The organism is Streptomyces sp. CNZ287, from assembly GCF_007827615.1.
In genome coordinates, this window is sequence record NZ_VISV01000001.1 from 100,082 (window position 1) to 115,406 (window position 15,325).

At 73.0% G+C, this 15,325-nt stretch carries 18 protein-coding genes; 11 read left to right on the forward strand and 7 right to left on the reverse strand.

Features of this window, described 5'->3' with window-relative positions:
- Positions 1 to 39: 39 nt before the first annotated feature.
- Positions 40 to 660 carry a CGNR zinc finger domain-containing protein gene (locus FB457_RS00425; RefSeq protein ID WP_047017981.1) on the forward strand — a complete coding sequence of 207 codons (621 nt, stop codon included), beginning with the start codon at positions 40 to 42 and terminating at the stop codon, positions 658 to 660.
- Here FB457_RS00425 and sodX read toward each other — a convergent pair.
- A complete protein-coding gene (sodX, locus tag FB457_RS00430; protein ID WP_047017980.1) occupies positions 573 to 1,007 on the reverse strand; it encodes a nickel-type superoxide dismutase maturation protease in 435 nt (144 codons plus the stop codon). The two genes, FB457_RS00425 and sodX, sit on opposite strands and share 88 nt — an antisense overlap.
- 148 nt (positions 1,008 to 1,155) lie before the next feature.
- Here sodX and sodN point away from each other — a divergent pair, with 148 nt between their 5' ends.
- On the forward strand, positions 1,156 to 1,551 hold the full coding sequence (gene sodN, locus FB457_RS00435) for a superoxide dismutase, Ni (protein ID WP_047020362.1): 396 nt from the start codon (positions 1,156 to 1,158) through the stop codon (positions 1,549 to 1,551).
- Between the two features lie 193 nt (positions 1,552 to 1,744).
- Here the strand turns inward: sodN and FB457_RS00440 are convergent, their stop codons facing one another.
- The 3 genes from FB457_RS00440 to FB457_RS00450 all read right to left on the reverse strand — a co-directional run bounded on the left by FB457_RS00440 (position 1,745) and on the right by FB457_RS00450 (position 4,652).
- Positions 1,745 to 2,611, reverse strand: a complete 867-nt coding sequence (locus tag FB457_RS00440) for a hypothetical protein (RefSeq protein ID WP_047020361.1) — start codon at positions 2,609 to 2,611, stop codon at positions 1,745 to 1,747.
- Between the two features lie 395 nt (positions 2,612 to 3,006).
- Positions 3,007 to 4,242: a sigma-70 family RNA polymerase sigma factor gene (locus FB457_RS00445; protein WP_145780408.1), complete on the reverse strand. Its 1,236-nt coding sequence runs from the start codon at positions 4,240 to 4,242 to the stop codon at positions 3,007 to 3,009.
- Positions 4,239 to 4,652: a YciI family protein gene (locus tag FB457_RS00450; RefSeq protein WP_047017978.1), complete on the reverse strand. Its 414-nt coding sequence runs from the start codon at positions 4,650 to 4,652 to the stop codon at positions 4,239 to 4,241. Before FB457_RS00450 ends, FB457_RS00445 begins: the two co-directional genes overlap by 4 nt.
- Before the next feature lie 161 nt (positions 4,653 to 4,813).
- Here FB457_RS00450 and FB457_RS00455 point away from each other — a divergent pair, with 161 nt between their 5' ends.
- The 3 genes from FB457_RS00455 (at position 4,814) to FB457_RS00465 (ending at position 7,190) form a co-directional block, all read left to right on the forward strand.
- Positions 4,814 to 5,407 (forward strand): hypothetical protein, encoded by a 594-nt coding sequence (locus FB457_RS00455; protein ID WP_052770452.1) that lies wholly within the window; start codon positions 4,814 to 4,816, stop codon positions 5,405 to 5,407.
- Entirely contained in the window at positions 5,404 to 5,871 is a 468-nt protein-coding gene (locus FB457_RS00460; RefSeq protein WP_145780409.1) for a group II truncated hemoglobin, read from the forward strand. The genes FB457_RS00455 and FB457_RS00460 overlap by 4 nt, the downstream gene beginning before the upstream one ends.
- A gap of 167 nt (positions 5,872 to 6,038) precedes the next feature.
- Positions 6,039 to 7,190 carry a peptidoglycan recognition protein family protein gene (locus tag FB457_RS00465; protein WP_253911413.1) on the forward strand — a complete coding sequence of 384 codons (1,152 nt, stop codon included), beginning with the start codon at positions 6,039 to 6,041 and terminating at the stop codon, positions 7,188 to 7,190.
- 11 nt (positions 7,191 to 7,201) lie between these two features.
- On the opposite strand, the gene FB457_RS00470 is transcribed toward FB457_RS00465, so the two are convergent.
- Entirely contained in the window at positions 7,202 to 8,317 is a 1,116-nt protein-coding gene (locus tag FB457_RS00470; RefSeq protein ID WP_145780411.1) for a winged helix DNA-binding domain-containing protein, read from the reverse strand.
- Between the two features lie 214 nt (positions 8,318 to 8,531).
- Entirely contained in the window at positions 8,532 to 9,521 is a 990-nt protein-coding gene (locus tag FB457_RS00475; protein ID WP_078898436.1) for an EamA family transporter, read from the reverse strand.
- A gap of 384 nt (positions 9,522 to 9,905) precedes the next feature.
- Here FB457_RS00475 and FB457_RS00480 point away from each other — a divergent pair, with 384 nt between their 5' ends.
- From FB457_RS00480 to FB457_RS00495, 4 genes are all read left to right on the forward strand, one after another.
- Complete coding sequence (locus FB457_RS00480) at positions 9,906 to 10,142, forward strand: hypothetical protein (protein WP_037740986.1); 237 nt, start codon at positions 9,906 to 9,908, stop codon at positions 10,140 to 10,142.
- Between the two features lie 85 nt (positions 10,143 to 10,227).
- A complete protein-coding gene (locus FB457_RS00485) occupies positions 10,228 to 11,211 on the forward strand; it encodes a 1-aminocyclopropane-1-carboxylate deaminase/D-cysteine desulfhydrase (RefSeq protein ID WP_047017973.1) in 984 nt (327 codons plus the stop codon).
- A 305-nt stretch (positions 11,212 to 11,516) separates the two neighbouring features.
- Positions 11,517 to 11,930: an ATP-binding protein gene (locus FB457_RS00490; RefSeq protein ID WP_027753975.1), complete on the forward strand. Its 414-nt coding sequence runs from the start codon at positions 11,517 to 11,519 to the stop codon at positions 11,928 to 11,930.
- Between the two features lie 20 nt (positions 11,931 to 11,950).
- Positions 11,951 to 12,790 carry a SigB/SigF/SigG family RNA polymerase sigma factor gene (locus FB457_RS00495; protein WP_234380170.1) on the forward strand — a complete coding sequence of 280 codons (840 nt, stop codon included), beginning with the start codon at positions 11,951 to 11,953 and terminating at the stop codon, positions 12,788 to 12,790.
- 172 nt (positions 12,791 to 12,962) lie between these two features.
- Here FB457_RS00495 and FB457_RS00500 read toward each other — a convergent pair whose 3' ends face one another.
- The gene (locus tag FB457_RS00500; RefSeq protein WP_047017971.1) at positions 12,963 to 13,628 is read right to left on the reverse strand and encodes a hypothetical protein; all 666 of its coding nucleotides are present in this window, start codon (positions 13,626 to 13,628) and stop codon (positions 12,963 to 12,965) included.
- 80 nt (positions 13,629 to 13,708) lie between these two features.
- Here FB457_RS00500 and FB457_RS00505 point away from each other — a divergent pair, with 80 nt between their 5' ends.
- Positions 13,709 to 14,677 carry a diacylglycerol/lipid kinase family protein gene (locus FB457_RS00505; RefSeq protein ID WP_047017970.1) on the forward strand — a complete coding sequence of 323 codons (969 nt, stop codon included), beginning with the start codon at positions 13,709 to 13,711 and terminating at the stop codon, positions 14,675 to 14,677.
- Between the two features lie 317 nt (positions 14,678 to 14,994).
- Positions 14,995 to 15,252 (forward strand): WhiB family transcriptional regulator, encoded by a 258-nt coding sequence (locus FB457_RS00510; RefSeq protein WP_018835069.1) that lies wholly within the window; start codon positions 14,995 to 14,997, stop codon positions 15,250 to 15,252.
- Positions 15,253 to 15,325 lie beyond the last annotated feature (73 nt).

The window sequence follows — 15,325 nt, forward strand, 5'->3', positions numbered from 1 at the left end:
CCGCCGCGTCAGCATAAGCCGAGCCCGTAAGGATTCCAAGTGGAACTGGCCTATTACTCAGATATGGCCGTGCGCCTCGTCAACACCGAGGAGCCGGAGCGCGGCACCGACTCGCTGACCTCGCTGGACGCGGCCAAGGAGCTCTTCCGGGACAGCGGCAACTTCACCCGGCGGGCCACGGACGCCGACGTCAGCAGGCTGCGCCAGGTACGCGGCCGGCTGCGGGGGATCTTCGAAGCGGCGGACGAGGGCGACGAGGTACGCGCCGTCGACATGCTCAACGCGCTGCTCATCGACTTCCCGGTCAGCCCGCAGGTCAGCGGGCACGACTTCCGCGACGAGGACGGGCGGCCCAAGTGGCACCTGCACATCGCGGAGCAGTCGGCCAACTCGGGAGCGGGCTTCGCCGCCGCGGCGTGCATGGGGCTGGCCGTGCACCTCACCGACTACGGCGTCGACCGCCTGGGCCTGTGCGCGGCCACGCCGTGCCGCAACGTCTTCCTCGACACGTCGACGAACCGCTCCCGCCGCTACTGCTCCGACCGCTGCGCCACCCGCGCGAACGTCGCGGCCTACCGCGCCCGGAAGCGCCAGGCCAACGGCCGCACCGCCGAGGCGGCCCAGGAGACCGCCGCCGGGACCGAGCGGACCGAGCGCTGAAGGCCCCGCGGGGGGCGCAGGCGCAGGAGGGCACGGGCGACGACCAGTTCGTCCGGTACGGCGCCGAACTCCCGGCTGTCGTTCTCCACGAACCGGTTGTCGCCGAGCACCCACCAGCCGCCGTCGCGCCGCTCCACCACCCGTTTCACGATCAGCAGATCCTGCTGGAACGGATGACACAGCACCGCCACGTCACCGGGCCGCACCTCCACCCCGTACTGCACGACAAGCTGATCCCCCGGACGCAGCGTCGGCACCATCGACGGACCGTCGACCGCCGCGAGGCCGAGGCGCTGCAGCCCTCGGCGCCCGGCGTCGTGCCTGCGCTCGTTCACCTGGCCCTGCATCGGGCATGCACCTCCGGCCTGTCGTCCACAAGGCCCAGCCTTCCACTGGACTTTTGACCTAAGCCCTCCGGGGCACTCGCGAATTTTCGTTCCCCACGGAGTAATGTCCCACCTGGAAGACGATCACGAGGAAGGACGGCTGCTTTCCATGTTTTCTCGCCTGTTCGCCCCCAAGGTGACGGTCAGTGCCCACTGCGACCTCCCCTGCGGCGTCTACGACCCGGCCCAGGCCCGTATCGAGGCCGAATCGGTCAAGGCCATCCAGGAGAAGATGCAGGGCAACGACGACCCGCACTTCCAGGCGCGGGCCACCACCATCAAGGAGCAGCGCGCGGAGCTTGCCAAGCACCACGTTTCGGTGCTGTGGAGCGACTACTTCAAGCCCCCGCACTTCGAGAAGTACCCTGAGCTGCACCAGCTCGTCAACGACACGCTCAAGGCCCTCAGCGCCGCCAAGGGCTCCACCGACCCGGCCACGGGCCAGAAGGCGCTGGACTACATCGCCCAGGTCGACAAGATCTTCTGGGAGACCAAGCAGGGCTGAGCCCCTCACGGGCTACGGTCACCCGCGCGCCCGTACCGTCACGGACGGTACGGGCGCGTTCCGGTCTCCGGGCCGCCCCGGCGCGCATCGGCGCGCATCGGCCCGAATCGGCCCGCCCGCCCGTGGCAGTTCCCTGCTACACCCGCGTGGCGGCAACTTCTTGCCGCCACGCGCGCGTTGTCCCGGCGGCCGATCACTTCTTGAGATCGGCGAGCGCCGTCTTCGTCTCGTCCTTCAGCATCTGCTCCACCTCGTCGGGCGACGGCGGGTCGGTGGAGTCGGTGCCTCCGTAGAAGCTCCAGTCCATCTGGTAGGTGAACCAGCCGTCGCGCACGGCCAGGCTCATGGAGCGGCTGCTGCTGTCGCCCTCGCCGTTCTCCCGGACGAGGTACGCCTCCTCGCCGAAGCCCTTCACCGGCTCGGTCTCGTACTTGTAGTCCGCGTCCGAGCGGTCCTCGTAGCCCTTGTACGTCGGGGCGAACTCGCCGGTGGGGTCCGACGCCCCGTGCCAGATGGCGGTCACGGAGACGTACGAGCTGGAGTAGTCGTCCGGGTCCTGCTCACGGTCCGTCAGGCTCCAGCTGCAGAAGCTCTGGGACAGCGCGTCCTGCTCCGAGCCCCAGCCGGTGGCGTCGGACGCGTCCGGGATCTCGTACCGCTCCTCGAACGCCTTCAGCTCGGTGCTCTCGCAGAGATCCTTCTCGAACCCGTAGCCGAGGACCGGCTCGGGGTCCTCCGACGAGTCGAACCCGCCGGTCGCGAAGAGCACGCCCGCCCACACCGCGGAGGCGACCACGACGCCCCCGAGGCCCCACAGCCAGGCCGGCACACCCTTCTTCTCCGCCGCGCCGAAGGCGGGCGGCGGCGCCCCCGGGGGCTGGCCGGGCGGCTGGCCCGGCGGGCCACCCGCGGGCTGGCCGGCGATCGGGACACCGGCGGGCATCGTCGGCTGGGCGTAGGAATACTGCTGCGGCACCGAGCCCTGGGGCTGCTGCTGTGCGTAGGGGTTGGGGTTGTTCTGCTGGTACGGATTCGGCGGCGGGCCCGGCGGTATCGACATGAGCGCAATGTACCGCCTGGCGGCCACAGCGGCCGGGCCGTCCCACCGGCGCTCCCGGACGGGGACGGGGACGGGGCGCGCCGGCCGGACGGGCCTCAGAGCGGGAGGCTCCAGGTGGCGGGCTCCTTCCCGAAGTCGCCCACGACGACCTCGACGTCGAGGTTCTTCGCGCCCCCGGGGACGAAGAAGGCGAACTTCTGCGTGGCCTTCCTGCCGGGCAGGAGCGTGCCGGCGAAGCCGCCGCCGACCTGGCCGTCGAAGATCTCCTCGGCCTCGTTGCCCTCCTCCCCGCACGGGCCATGAGCAGGGTCATGGCCGGGTCGAACTTCGCGTCGCCGGCGTTCTCCAGCGTCACCGTCACCTCGTGCGGCTTGTGGCCGCCGGCGCGCCGTCCGTCAGCGCAGCCGGGCGGCGCGCAGTTGGAGGTAACGCTGCTCGGGCACGCTCAACGTGCGCTCCGCCGCGCGCCCGTACGCCTCCTGCGCCGCCCCCGTCTCCCCCGCCAGCTCCAGCAAGTGGGCCCGTACGGCGTCGAGACGGTGGTGCTCCGCGAGCCGCGGGTCGTCCGCGAGCTTGTCCAGCAGGTCGAGCCCGGCGCGCGGCCCGTCGGCCATCGCCACGGCCACCGCCCGGTTCAGGCTGACGACGGGGCTCGGCGCGAGGCTCGCCAGCAGGTCGTACAGCCCGAGGATCTGCCGCCAGTCGGTGTCCTCGGCGCGCTCCGCCTCGTCGTGCACGGCGGCGATGGCGGCCTGCACCTGGTACGGGCCGAGGGCGCTGGTCGTCAGGGCGCGGCTGACGAGGGCCACCCCCTCCTCGATCTGCGCGCGGTCCCAGCGCCCGCGGTCCTGCTCGTCGAGCGGGACCAGGACGCCGCCCGGACCGCTGCGGGCGTCGCGGCGGGCGTCGGTGAGCAGCATCAGCGACAGCAGCCCGGCGGCCTCGCCGCTGTCCGGCACGAGCGCGTGCACGGCGCGGGCGAGGCGGATCGCCTCGGCGGCCAGGTCGGCGCGGCGCAGGGCGGCTCCGGAGGTGGCGGTGTAGCCCTCGTTGAAGATCAGGTACAGCACGTGCAGCACCGCGGTGAAGCGCCCCGGCAGCTCCCCGGGCTCGGGACGGCGGAAGCGGGCACCCGCGTCCTTCAGGTTCTTCTTCGCCCGGCTGATCCGCTGCGCCATCGTCGCCTCCGGCACCAGGAAGGCGCGGGCGATCTCCGCGGTGGTCAGACCGCCGACCGCGCGCAGCGTCAGCGCGATGCGGGACGGCTGCGTGAGGACGGGGTGGCAGCAGAGGAACAAGAGGGTGAGGGTGTCGTCCTCCGAGGGGTGGCGCGCCTCCCCCGGCGGCGGCGCGCGGAAGTCGTCGCGGGGCGTGAGCGCGGCGGCGGACTCCTCGCGGCGGCGCCGGGCCTCCTCGCTGCGCAGCTCGTCCGTCAGCCGGCGGGAGGCGACGCGGATGAGCCAGCCCCGCGGGTTGTCCGGCACCCCCTGCGCCGGCCACTGGCCGGAGGCGGCCAGCAGGGCCTCCTGCACGGCGTCCTCGGCGGCGTCGAAGTGGCCGTAGCGGCGGACGAGGGCGCCGAGGACCTGCGGCGCGTGGCGGCGCAGCAGGTCCTCGACAGGGGCGCTCACTTGTCCTGGGGCTCTTCCTGGATCCGGCGGATCACGATGTCGGAGGACGGGAAGCCCTCGGGGAGGGGGCACTCGTGGACACGCTTGGCGATCTCGGTAACGCGCTCGTCGCCGGCGCAGTCCAGCACCCAGTAGCCCGCGAGAACCTCCTTGGTCTCGCCGAACGGGCCGTCGGAGACGACGGCCGCCCCGTCGGGGCCGCGGGTGACGAGGATGGCCTGCTTGGGCGCCGTGAGTCCCTGGCCGTCGACGAGCTCGCCGGACTCGGCCAGGTCGTTGTTGATCGACCCCATGTGCTCGAACATCGCCTGCAGGTCCTTCTCGGTCCAGGCGGGGTGGCCCTCGGAGCCCTTGCCGTTCATGGCGTCGTAGTCGGCCTGCGAACCGTAGATCATCACCAGGTACTTCATGGTTCTCACTTCCCGTGTTCCCGGCACCCGGTGCGGGCGCCTCTCACAGGAGACGTCGGGGCCGGCCGGCGGTTCTCGACATGCTCCGCCAAAGATTCTTGCGGGAATTTCGCCGGGCCGCCCGTTCTCTTCCCCCAAGGAGGAGGAGTAATCTCGATTACATGATTACATCCCAGGACACGGACGAGATACGAGGATGGCTTACCGGGCGGCTGCCCGACGGCCTGTACGCCTCACCGGTCGAGGTCACCGTCGACCGCGAGGAGATCTGCGTCGTCGGCCCGATCCCCGGGCCCGCGGGGCTCGCGAAGGACGCGACCCCCGCCGAGCGCGACGCGGCGCTGGACGGCCGCATCGCCGAGTTCCGCGAGCGCACGCGCAAGGAGCGCATGGCGGTGGCGCGGGCGGCCGAGCGGCGCTACCGCAGGAAGGTCTCCTGGGGCGCCGAGTGCGGCGGCCGGCGGGAGATCTTCACGAACGTCTCCGCGCCCGTGATGACCCGGCTGCGGCAACCGCAGCGGCAGGTGCTCGACACCCTCATCGCGGCGGGCGTGGCGCGCAGCCGGAGCGAGGCGCTGGGGTGGTGCGTACGGCTGGTGGAGAGCCACGCGGACGACTGGCTGCGGGAGCTGCGGGACTCGCTGGAGCACGTGCGGCACGTACGGGCCCAGGGCCCCGACCGGCCGGCGGACGAGGCGCCCGCCGGCGGGGCACCGGCCGGCGGGCCCGCACAGGACGCGGAGGACGGGGCGTGAGCGAGGACACCCCGAGCATCTACGAGTGGGCCGGCGGGGACGAGGCGTTCCTGCGGCTGACCGCGACCTTCTACGGGCACGTGCGCAAGGACCCGGTCCTGGCCCCGGTGTTCGCGGGCATGGACGGTGAACACCCGCGGCACGTCGCGATGTTCCTCGCCGAGGTCTTCGGCGGCCCCGAGCGCTACAGCGCGGAGCGCGGCGGCCACGACCACATGGCGCGCATGCACCTCGGCCGGCACATCACCGAGGAGCAGCGCAGGCGCTGGGTGTCGCTGCTGATGGACAGCGCGGACGAGGTGGGCCTGCCCACGGACCCGGAGTTCCGGGCGGTGTTCTCGTACTACATCGAGTGGGGCACGCGGATGGCGCTCGTCTATTCCGCCGAAGACCCGCCGCCCACGGCGGGCCCGATGCCGAAGTGGGAGTGGGGGCAGACGCCGCCCTGGCAGCCGGGCGGCTGAGCGGGCGGGGCGGCGGGGCGGCCGGGCGGCGGGACCGGTTCCGGGCGCAACTGACCTTGGTGGTCTGGACATTGGCAGACGCGGTCGGATAAACAGGATGTCCGTTCCACATACGTACACGGAGCAGCGTGCCGACCCCCCGCAACCCGCACCGTGAGAGGACCGCCATGCGACCTGGGCCCGTGTATGTCTCCCGGCGAACCGCGCTCAAGGCCGGCGCGGGCGCCGTGCTCGTCGCCGGCGGGGGCGGCGCGCTGCTGCTCGGCGGCAGCGCCGCGGCCGACGGCGGCACCTCGCTGCGCCGGACGGCTGACGACCCGTCGTACGTGATCGGCACGGGGGACTGGGGCGCCCGGCCGCCCAGCGGCACCGTCTCCGTCTCGTCCGGCACCACCACGAAGATCGTCGTCCACCACACCGCCTTCCCGAACACCACGGACTACTCGTACGAGGCCGCGGTCTTCATGGCGCGCAAGATCCAGGATCTGCACATGGACGACAACGGCTGGATCGACAGCGGCCAGCACTTCACGATCAGCCGCGGCGGCTACGTCCTGGAGGGCCGCCACGGCAGCCTGGAGGCGCTGGCCGACGGCGGCCACCAGGTCGTCAGCGCGCACGCGGTCGGCGAGAACAGGCGCGCCATAGGCATCGAGAACGACGGCCACTACGTCAACGACACCCCGACGCCCGCGCTGGTGTTCTCGCTGCAGCGGCTGTGCGTGACGATCGGCACGCAGTACGGCTTCGGCGCGGACCGCATCTTCGGCCACTGGGACTTCAACGACACGCAGTGCCCGGGCGCGCTCTTCTACCGCGAGTTCCCGGCGCTGCGCCGGCAGGTGGCGCAGGTGCTCGGCCAGGGCCCGGACGAGATCCCGGAGCGCACCTGGCCCGACACGTACACGTCCAGCAAGGGCGGCACGGTCGAGATGGCGCAGCGGCTGCTGCGCGCGTACGGGTACGAGCTGAAGGCGGACGGCGTGTACGGGCCGGCGACGCTGGAGGCGGTGCACACCTTCCAGCGCACGATGGGGCTGCCGACCGCGGACGACGGCACGCTGGACAACGCCACGTGGGAGGCCCTGACGGTGCCGGTGAGCACGGGCCACAGCGGGGAGGCGGTGCTCGCGGTGCAGCAGATGCTGGTGCGCAAGCTGCATCTGGCGAAGGCCACGGGCAAGTACAACGGTCCGACGACGAAGGCGGTGGCCGAGATGCAGGAGCTGCACGGGCTGCCCGCGACGGGCGCGATGGACGTGGCCACGTGGTGCGCGACGGCGGGCGGGATCGTCCGCGAGGAGTTCATGACCGCCTGAGGCGGGACGGGCTAGGCGGGGGCCGCGAACCTGACCTCCGTCTTCTCCGCCTCCGGGGCGGCGAAGGCCAGCAGGTCCGCGGCCGCCGCCGCCAGCTGGTCCTTGTCGGCGCCGGACAGGGCCGTGAACGGGCGGAGTTCGACGGCGGCCGAGGTCCGCTTCAGCTCCGGCTGCCAGACGCCCGCGACGCGGCCGTCGAGCAGCATGGTGCCGCGGACGATGCCGTTCACCGTGAACACCCGGCGCTCGTCGGCCTTGTCGATGATCCGCGTGCGGTCCGCGTGTGCGAGGAGCACGTTGTCGAAGGGGCCGAGGAGCAGCGGCGGCACCGGGGAGGCGGGGTCGGGCAGTTCGGTGCCGGCGAGGTCGAACAGTTCACGCCCCGCCGTGTCCCGGTACGTCACCAGCCGCGGGCGCAGCCGGTCGAAGACCGGCTTGAGCCGGGTCAGCGACAGCCACTTCTGCACGTCGGCGACCGACGCCGGCCCGTAGGCGGCGAGGTAGCGCAGCACCGTCTCGTCGGCTGCGGGGTCGGTGGCGGAGGGGGCACCGAGCCACTGGTCGGCGTGCGCGTACACGAGCCCGCCGCTCGCGCCCCAGACCCCACGCGGCGGCACCTGCACCAGCGGCAGGAGCGAACGGGCGAGGTACGCCAGGTCGTTCGGCTCGGCGTCCGGCCAGCGGGCGGCGAGCCTGGCGCCCAGCTCGTCGTTGTGCAGCGGCCCGGCGGCGAGCGCCGTGCGGGCCGCGTCGGCCAGTTCGGCCGGGTCGAGGCCGGGGACCTTGCGGCCCGCGGTGGTGGCGGGCAGCGTCCTGTCGAGGTACGGCTGCACGACGACCCGCAGCCGCAGCGCGTCGCGGGCGCTGACGAGGTGGATCGTGCCGCGCATCATGACCACCCGTACCGCCTGCCGGCCGGTGAGCAGCGCCGACAGGTCGCCGGTGGTGAAGCCCGCGAGCCGGCTCCAGAGCTGGTAGTACGGGGCGTCGCCGGACTGCGCCTGGAGCGCCACGAGGTGCTCGACGGCGTCCAGCGGCGGCGCCTGGTGCCGCTCGACGAGCCACTGCCGGTGCAGGAGGGCGCGGCCCAGCGCGCGGGCGTCGAGGACGGTGCCGGGCGAGGTCATGCGCGTTGCCTTTCGTCGTGCAGGTGTACGAGCATGCCACCCCTGATCCGCGGCGGCCCGGCCGCCCGCCGTGCCCGGGGGGCGAGACACGTGCCGAGCCGCTCGGTCCTGTCTGGCACATAGCGCCGTCCGCCCTCTGGGCGGGCTCCCCCACAGCGCGCTGCGCGCACGTGGGCGGTACCCCCAGACGCAGGCGGGATCTGCCAGACAGGATCTAGCCGCCCTCCGGCCGCGCCGCGGGCCGCGGCGGGGTCCGTACCGCGCCGATGCTCGCCGCGATCACCATGCCGATCGCCGCGCACTGCACCGCCGTGAGCCCCTGGTCCAGCACCAGGTACCCGGCGAGCGCCGCGATCGCCGGCGCCAGGCTCATCATCAGCGCGAACGTCGCGGCGGGCAGCCGGCGCAGGGCGAACTGGTCCAGCGCGTACGGCAGCCCCGACGACATCACCGCCACCGCGAGGCCCAGCCCCAGCGTCGCCGGGTCCACCAGCCGGCCGCCCGCGCTCGCCACCCCGACCGGCAGGCTGATCACCGCGCCCACCGACATCGCCATCGCCAGCCCGTCCGCCCGCGGGAAGCGCGCCCCGGCCCGCGCGCTCATCACGATGTACGTCGCCCACAGGCAGCCCGCACCGAGCGCGAACGCGACGCCCACCGGGTCCAGGCCGCCGAACCCGCCGCCGCTGAGCAGCACCACCCCGCCCAGCGCCAGCGCCGCCCACAGCAGGCTCGCCATCCGCCGGCCGGCGAGCACGGACAGCGTCAGCGGCCCGAGCACCTCCAGGGTGACCGCGGCGCCCAGCGGGATCCGGTCGATGGCCTGGTAGATGGCCACGTTCATGCCGCCCAGCGCGACGCCGAAGCCGCACAGCACCGCCCAGTCGCCCCGCGAGTGGCCTCGCACCCGGGGCCGGAAGATCAGCATCAGCAGGGCCGCGGCGAGCGTCAGCCGCAGCGTCACCACGCCCAGCGCGCCCGCCCGCGGGAACAGCAGTGCGGCGACCGCGGCACCGAACTGCGTGGACAGCGCACCGGTCACCACCAGCGCGACGCCGCCCAGCCGCCCGGCGCGTACCCCCGCGGCAGCCGTCCCGGCGGGCACGGGGCCCGCGGAAACGGAAGGAGCGGAAACCGGGGCGGCGGAAGCGGCAGCGGCGGAAGCAGGAGCGGAGGCGGCGGGGCCGGGACTCTGGGAGGGCACGCCCCCACGCTACGAGCACGCGCTTCCCACGTGAAATGCATAACCGGCTGCGCTGATGCCGCCGAAGCACGGCCGGGGAGCTGCGGCACCCACGCACCTTCCCCGCATCGCCGCGGGACGCGCCGTCGGCGTCACCACCACGGCCACCGCGCCGTCGCACCGCTCTCACTCGGTTGCCTGCGTCCCGCCGGCCGGACCCCCCGCGCCACCCCGCGGTTCCCGCACTGCTGATGCTTGCGCACCAGGTCGCCGGGGAAGCCGCCCAGGAACCGACGGGCCCCGGCAGCCGTTGATCCATCAAGAAACGCGCGGGATACTTGGGCCCATAGCGGTAACAGCGCAAGAATCCACCCCAAACGTCCGGCAATACGTCAGGAGACAGACATGGCAGGCTTTCTCGACCGCGCGAAGGAGAAGGCGGAGACCGCGCTGAACCAGGGCAAGGAGAAGGTCGGGGAGGTGCAGGCGCAGCGCGAGGGCCAGGCTCTCCTGCGCCGCCTCGGTGCGGCCTACTTCAACGAGCAGCGGGGCAGCGGTTCGCCGCAGGAGGTGCAGGACGCCCTCCAGGCCGTCCACGCCCACATCGCCCAGCACGGCGACGGTTTCCTCACCCGCGGCTGAGCCGGGACGGGCCCCGCGGCCGAGTCCGCGGCGCTCCGGGCCGAAGGCCCGGCACGGGCCCCGACCGGCCACCGAACAGCGTCCCGTGTACGCGCCAGAGCCCGCCGGGCCCGCGGCACCGCCGCCCGACGACCAGCCGCCCGACGACCAGCCGCCCGCCGGCCCACCCTCCGGCGGGCGGCTCGCCGCGCTCGGGCCCCGGCTGCCCTCGCCGCTGGAGGAGATCGCCGACGACCGCCTCGCCGCCCGCGGCGTCCGGCTGCTGCTCAAGCGGGACGACCTGATCCACCCGGCGCTGCCGGGCAACAAGTGGCGCAAGCTGGCGCCGAACCTGGAGGGGCGCGCGGCCGGCTCCCCCGCCGGGGACGGCCGCCCGCTGCTGACGTTCGGCGGGGCGTACTCCAACCACCTGCGGGCCACCGCCGCCGCGGGCCGGCTGCTGGGCATCCGCACCGTCGGCGTGGTCCGCGGCGCCGAGCTGGCGGACCGCCCGCTCAACGGCTCCCTCGCGCGGGCAGCGGCGGACGGCATGCGGCTGCACTTCGTGCCGCGCGCCACGTACCGGCGGCGTGCGGACCCCGCCTACCACGCCGAGCTGCGCGCGGACTTCGGTGACTTCCAGCTCATCCCGGAGGGCGGCAGCAATGCCGCGGCGGTACGCGGCTGCACCGCCCTCGGCCGCGAACTGGCCGGCGCGGCGCAGACCGCCGTCGTCGCCTGCGGCACGGGCGGCACGCTCGCGGGACTGGCCGCCGGGCTGCCCGCGGGCGTACGGGCGATAGGCATACCCGTCCTCAAGGGCGGCTTCCTCGGCGCCGACGTCGAGCGGCTGCAGACCGCGGCCTTCGGCGGACGGCGCGGCGACTGGCACCTCGCGGACGGCTTCCACTTCGGCGGCTTCGCCCGCCGTACCCCCGAACTCGACGCCTTCGCCGCCGACTTCGCCGCCCGCCACGACCTCGTCCCCGAACCGGTGTACGTCGCCAAGATGCTCTACGCCGTCGTCGCCCTCGCCGCAGAGGGGGCCTTCCCACGGGGCTCGGCGGTCGCGGCGGTCGTCACCGGCTGAACGCGGGTGTCGCCCGGACGAGGGAAGCCGGTCGGCGGTTGTCGGTGGGCCCTGCCATAATGGCAACCCGGAGTGACCGCACGGGAATTGGGACGAGAGAAGCCCTAGCCACGGAGCGTAATCAGGGTTTACTATTAGTGACAGCCGCGGGATGGGGTGGCCTTCTCCGGACCAGGAGACAGCAGCTCATCGCACGCGGTAGCGTCGCAGGCGAACGATTTGCCACGCCGGTCCGTTACTCCCAGTGACGGGGGGCAGGCCGGCGTTCCCATGGCAGAGAGTCGCCACGCACCTTGGAGGTGAGGGTGTCCCAGTTCGAAGGCGAGCCCAGTCCGAAGGACTTCGTCGAAGTCCGGCTGCCGGCTGCGGGGGCGTACCTATCGGTGCTCCGCACCGCCACGGCAGGGCTCGCTGCCCGCCTGGACTTCACGCTCGACGAGATCGAGGATCTGCGCATCGCGGTCGACGAGGCCTGCGCGATCCTCCTCCAGCAAGCCGTTCCCGGCTCCGTTCTCACCTGCGTCTTCCAGCTCGGGGACGACGCGCTGCTGGTGACGGTGTCGGCACCGACCACCGACGGCCGGGCGCCCGAGCGCGACACCTTCGCGTGGACCGTGCTGTCCGCGCTCGCCGGCAGGGTGGACGCGACCGTGGGCGACGACCGCACGGTCACGATCAGCCTGCTCAAGGAGCGCGGCGCGGCGCCGGGGCTGACGTGACGTACGTCAGGGGCGTTCCGATGCGAGACGAGGGCCGGCTGGCCGCGGCGGAGCGAGAGCGGGCGGACCACATGGACGGACTGCAGCAGCACGACAGGCGTGAACCGCAGGACCGCAGCGGGGCGCGGGCGATGTTCTACGAGCTGCGCAAGCTGCCCGCGGACTCCTCCGAGCACGCCGAGCTGCGCAACGCCCTCGTGCAGATGCACCTGCCGCTCGTGGAGCACCTGGCCCGCCGCTTCCGCAACCGCGGCGAGCCGCTGGACGACCTCACGCAGGTCGCCACCATCGGCCTGATCAAGTCCGTGGACCGCTTCGACCCCGACCGCGGCGTGGAGTTCTCGACGTATGCGACCCCCACGGTCGTCGGCGAGATCAAGCGCCACTTCCGCGACAAGGGCTGGGCGGTGCGGGTGCCGAGGCGGCTGCAGGAGCTGCGGCTGTCGCTCACCTCCGCCACCGCCGAGCTCTCCCAGCTCCACGGCCGGGCACCGACGGTGCACGAGCTGGCGCAGAAGCTCAACATCTCCGAGGAAGAGGTCCTGGAGGGCCTGGAGTCGGCGAACGCGTACTCCACCCTCTCCCTCGACGTCCCCGACACCGACGACGAGTCGCCGGCCGTCGCCGACACCCTCGGCGCGGAGGACGACGCCCTGGAGGGCGTCGAGTACCGCGAGTCCCTCAAGCCGCTGCTGGAGGAGCTGCCGCCGCGGGAGAAGAAGATCCTGCTGCTCCGCTTCTTCGGGAACATGACCCAGTCCCAGATCGCCCAGGAGGTCGGCATCTCGCAGATGCACGTCTCCCGGCTGCTGGCGCGGACGCTGGCGCAGTTGCGCGAGCGGCTGCTCGTCGAGGAGTGAGGGGCGGGGCGCGTGCGCCCCGCCGTGACCCGCGAGGCGCCGTGCGCCGCTCTCCGGCGCCGTGAGTATCCCCGGAGCCTTGCGGGACCGCCGGGGACTCTTCGTGCGGTACGGACCGCATCCCGGAGCCCGTACGCGCGCGTACGGGCCTCCCCCGCGCCGTGCCGCGGGGCTACGCCGTCCGGCTCGGGCCCACGCCCAGCGCCTCCGCCGTGCTCGGGCTGAGCACGCACACGAGCGCCCCCGCCGCGACCGCGCCCAGCACGAGCCCCAGCGCCAGCATCGTGCCGCCCGTCGACACCATCGCGAAGGCCACCGGCAGCGCCAGGATCTGCGTGATCATCGAGGGCCCCCGGCTCCAGCGGCGCTGCCGCCACAGCCCGAGCGCGGCGGCCAGCGGCAGCACGGCGAGCGCGAGTACGGTGAGCCCGCCGAAGACGGCCTGGCGGGTGCTGTCCGGTTCGCCGACGATTCCGAGCACCAGCTCGTAGCCCCCGAGGGCGGCGATGACGATCCCCTCGACCGCGGTCAGTACGGCGGCGACGGTCACCCGCGGAGGCCGTGGCCCCTTCTCCTCGGCGGCCTTCCCGGCCGCGTCCGACGCGGCCTTGCCGACCGCCGGGTCCTCGGTGACCTGGCTCGCCTTCTCCGTCTTGCCCGACTGAGCGGCCTTGGCGCCCTTGGCGGCCGGCGCGCCCTTGTCCGTCCCGCCGCTCTTCGCGGCCTTGCCGGCCCCGGTGTTCTTCCCGGGCGCGGGCTTCCGCCCGGCCCCGGCCGTCTTCTCCCGCTCGGGCCCGGCCGCCTGCTTCCGCCCGCCCCGGCCCTGCGTTCCGCTCATGCTCTCCAGCCTACTGGGGCCCCGGTGCCCGCTACGCCGGGGCTGGGCCCCTCTACTTTTCGGTAGGTAACCTGCATGCCATGCGTGCGCTCCTCGTGGTGAATCCCGCCGCCACCGACACCAGTGCCCGGACCCGCGACGTGCTGATCCACGCACTCGCCAGCGACCTGAAGCTGGAGACGGTCACCACCGAGTACCGGGGCCACGCCCGCGACGTCGCCCGGCACGCGGCGGAGAGCGGCGAGGTCGACATCGTCGTCGCCCTCGGCGGCGACGGCACCGTCAACGAGGTCGTCAACGGCCTGCTGCACCGCGGCCCCGCGCCCGGGGACCTGCCCCGGCTCGCCGTCGTCCCCGGCGGTTCCACGAACGTCTTCGCCCGCGCCCTCGGCCTGCCCAACGACGCGGTCGAGGCCACCGGCGCGCTGCTCGACGCCATGCACTCCGGCAGCGAGCGCACCGTCGGCCTCGGGCTCGCCTCCGGCACCCCGGACACCGACGACGAGGGCGCGCCGGCGCGCTGGTTCACGTTCTGCGCCGGCATGGGGTTCGACGCGGGCGTCGTCGGCCGCGTCGAGCAGAAGCGCGAGCGCGGCAAGAAGTCCACCCACCCGCTCTACGTACGGCAGTTGCTGCGCCAGTGGCTCGGCGAGGGCGACCGCAGGCACGGCACGATCACGCTGCGGCGCCCGGACGGGGACCCCGTCGAGGGCCTGGTGCTCTCGCTCGTCTGCAACACCTCGCCGTGGAGCTACCTGGGCAACCGCCCCCTCTACGCGACCCCCGGCGCGTCCTTCGACACCGCCCTCGACGTGCTCGGACTCGCCCGGCTCTCCACGCCGTCGCTGCTGCGCTACGGCACCCAGTTGCTCACCTCGTCGCCGGAGCGCGGGCCGCACGGCAAGCACGCGGCGTCCCTGCACGATCTCACCGACTTCACCTTGGAATCACAGGCCCCACTGCCCTTCCAGATGGACGGTGACCACCTAGGGCTGCGTACGAGCGTGACCTTCACAGGCGTACGGCGCGCACTGCGTGTGATTGTGTGAGTGGAAGGCCCGAAAGTCCTTCCAGTCGAACGTTTAGGCTGCGCCTCACCCCCTGGAAGTGGGGCCCTTAGTCAACTGAGACCAAGGAATCCAAAGAAACTTCCCGGAAGGGGTTGTATCCGAAGCTGAGGTTTGCGAACCTCTTCATGGCGGCTGGAGCGCCTCCCCTCAGGGGACCTCACCTCCGGCGCACTCGCCCCCTCCACATGTTGAAGGTCACACCGGAAATCTGGTTCGACCCCTTCACTTGTCGGAGGATTCGTGAAAGCGTTCACATTCACAAGCAACTGACAGCAACGCGAAGAGATGGAGCAGTCATGGACTGGCGTCACAGCGCCGTTTGCCGCGAGGAAGACCCCGAGCTCTTCTTCCCGATCGGCAACACCGGTCCTGCTCTGCTGCAGATCGAGGAAGCCAAGGCCGTCTGCCGTCGCTGCCCCGTAATGGAGCAGTGCCTGCAGTGGGCGCTGGAGTCCGGTCAGGACTCCGGTGTCTGGGGTGGCCTCAGCGAGGACGAGCGCCGCGCGATGAAGCGCCGCGCCGCGCGCAACCGGGCGCGCAGGGCCAGCGCCTGACCCGACACCCCCCGGATGCGCGAAGGCGCCGTGGGTCCCACGGCGCCGCTCTCCCCGAGTCGCAGCGCAGCAG

What these genes read in the sequence shown, in the direction of transcription:
- sodX (WP_047017980.1), bottom strand. Translation starts at nt 1,007, where the DNA reads ATGCAGGGCCAGGTGAACGAGCGCAGGCACGACGCCGGGCGCCGAGGG.
- sodN (WP_047020362.1), top strand. Translation starts at nt 1,156, where the DNA reads ATGTTTTCTCGCCTGTTCGCCCCCAAGGTGACGGTCAGTGCCCACTGC.
- FB457_RS00440 (WP_047020361.1), bottom strand. Translation starts at nt 2,611, where the DNA reads ATGTCGATACCGCCGGGCCCGCCGCCGAATCCGTACCAGCAGAACAAC.
- FB457_RS00450 (WP_047017978.1), bottom strand. Translation starts at nt 4,652, where the DNA reads ATGAAGTACCTGGTGATGATCTACGGTTCGCAGGCCGACTACGACGCC.
- FB457_RS00455 (WP_052770452.1), top strand. Translation starts at nt 4,814, where the DNA reads ATGATTACATCCCAGGACACGGACGAGATACGAGGATGGCTTACCGGG.
- FB457_RS00465 (WP_253911413.1), top strand. Translation starts at nt 6,039, where the DNA reads ATGCGACCTGGGCCCGTGTATGTCTCCCGGCGAACCGCGCTCAAGGCC.
- FB457_RS00470 (WP_145780411.1), bottom strand. Translation starts at nt 8,317, where the DNA reads ATGACCTCGCCCGGCACCGTCCTCGACGCCCGCGCGCTGGGCCGCGCC.
- FB457_RS00480 (WP_037740986.1), top strand. Translation starts at nt 9,906, where the DNA reads ATGGCAGGCTTTCTCGACCGCGCGAAGGAGAAGGCGGAGACCGCGCTG.
- FB457_RS00495 (WP_234380170.1), top strand. Translation starts at nt 11,951, where the DNA reads ATGCGAGACGAGGGCCGGCTGGCCGCGGCGGAGCGAGAGCGGGCGGAC.
- FB457_RS00500 (WP_047017971.1), bottom strand. Translation starts at nt 13,628, where the DNA reads ATGAGCGGAACGCAGGGCCGGGGCGGGCGGAAGCAGGCGGCCGGGCCC.
- FB457_RS00505 (WP_047017970.1), top strand. Translation starts at nt 13,709, where the DNA reads ATGCGTGCGCTCCTCGTGGTGAATCCCGCCGCCACCGACACCAGTGCC.
- FB457_RS00510 (WP_018835069.1), top strand. Translation starts at nt 14,995, where the DNA reads ATGGACTGGCGTCACAGCGCCGTTTGCCGCGAGGAAGACCCCGAGCTC.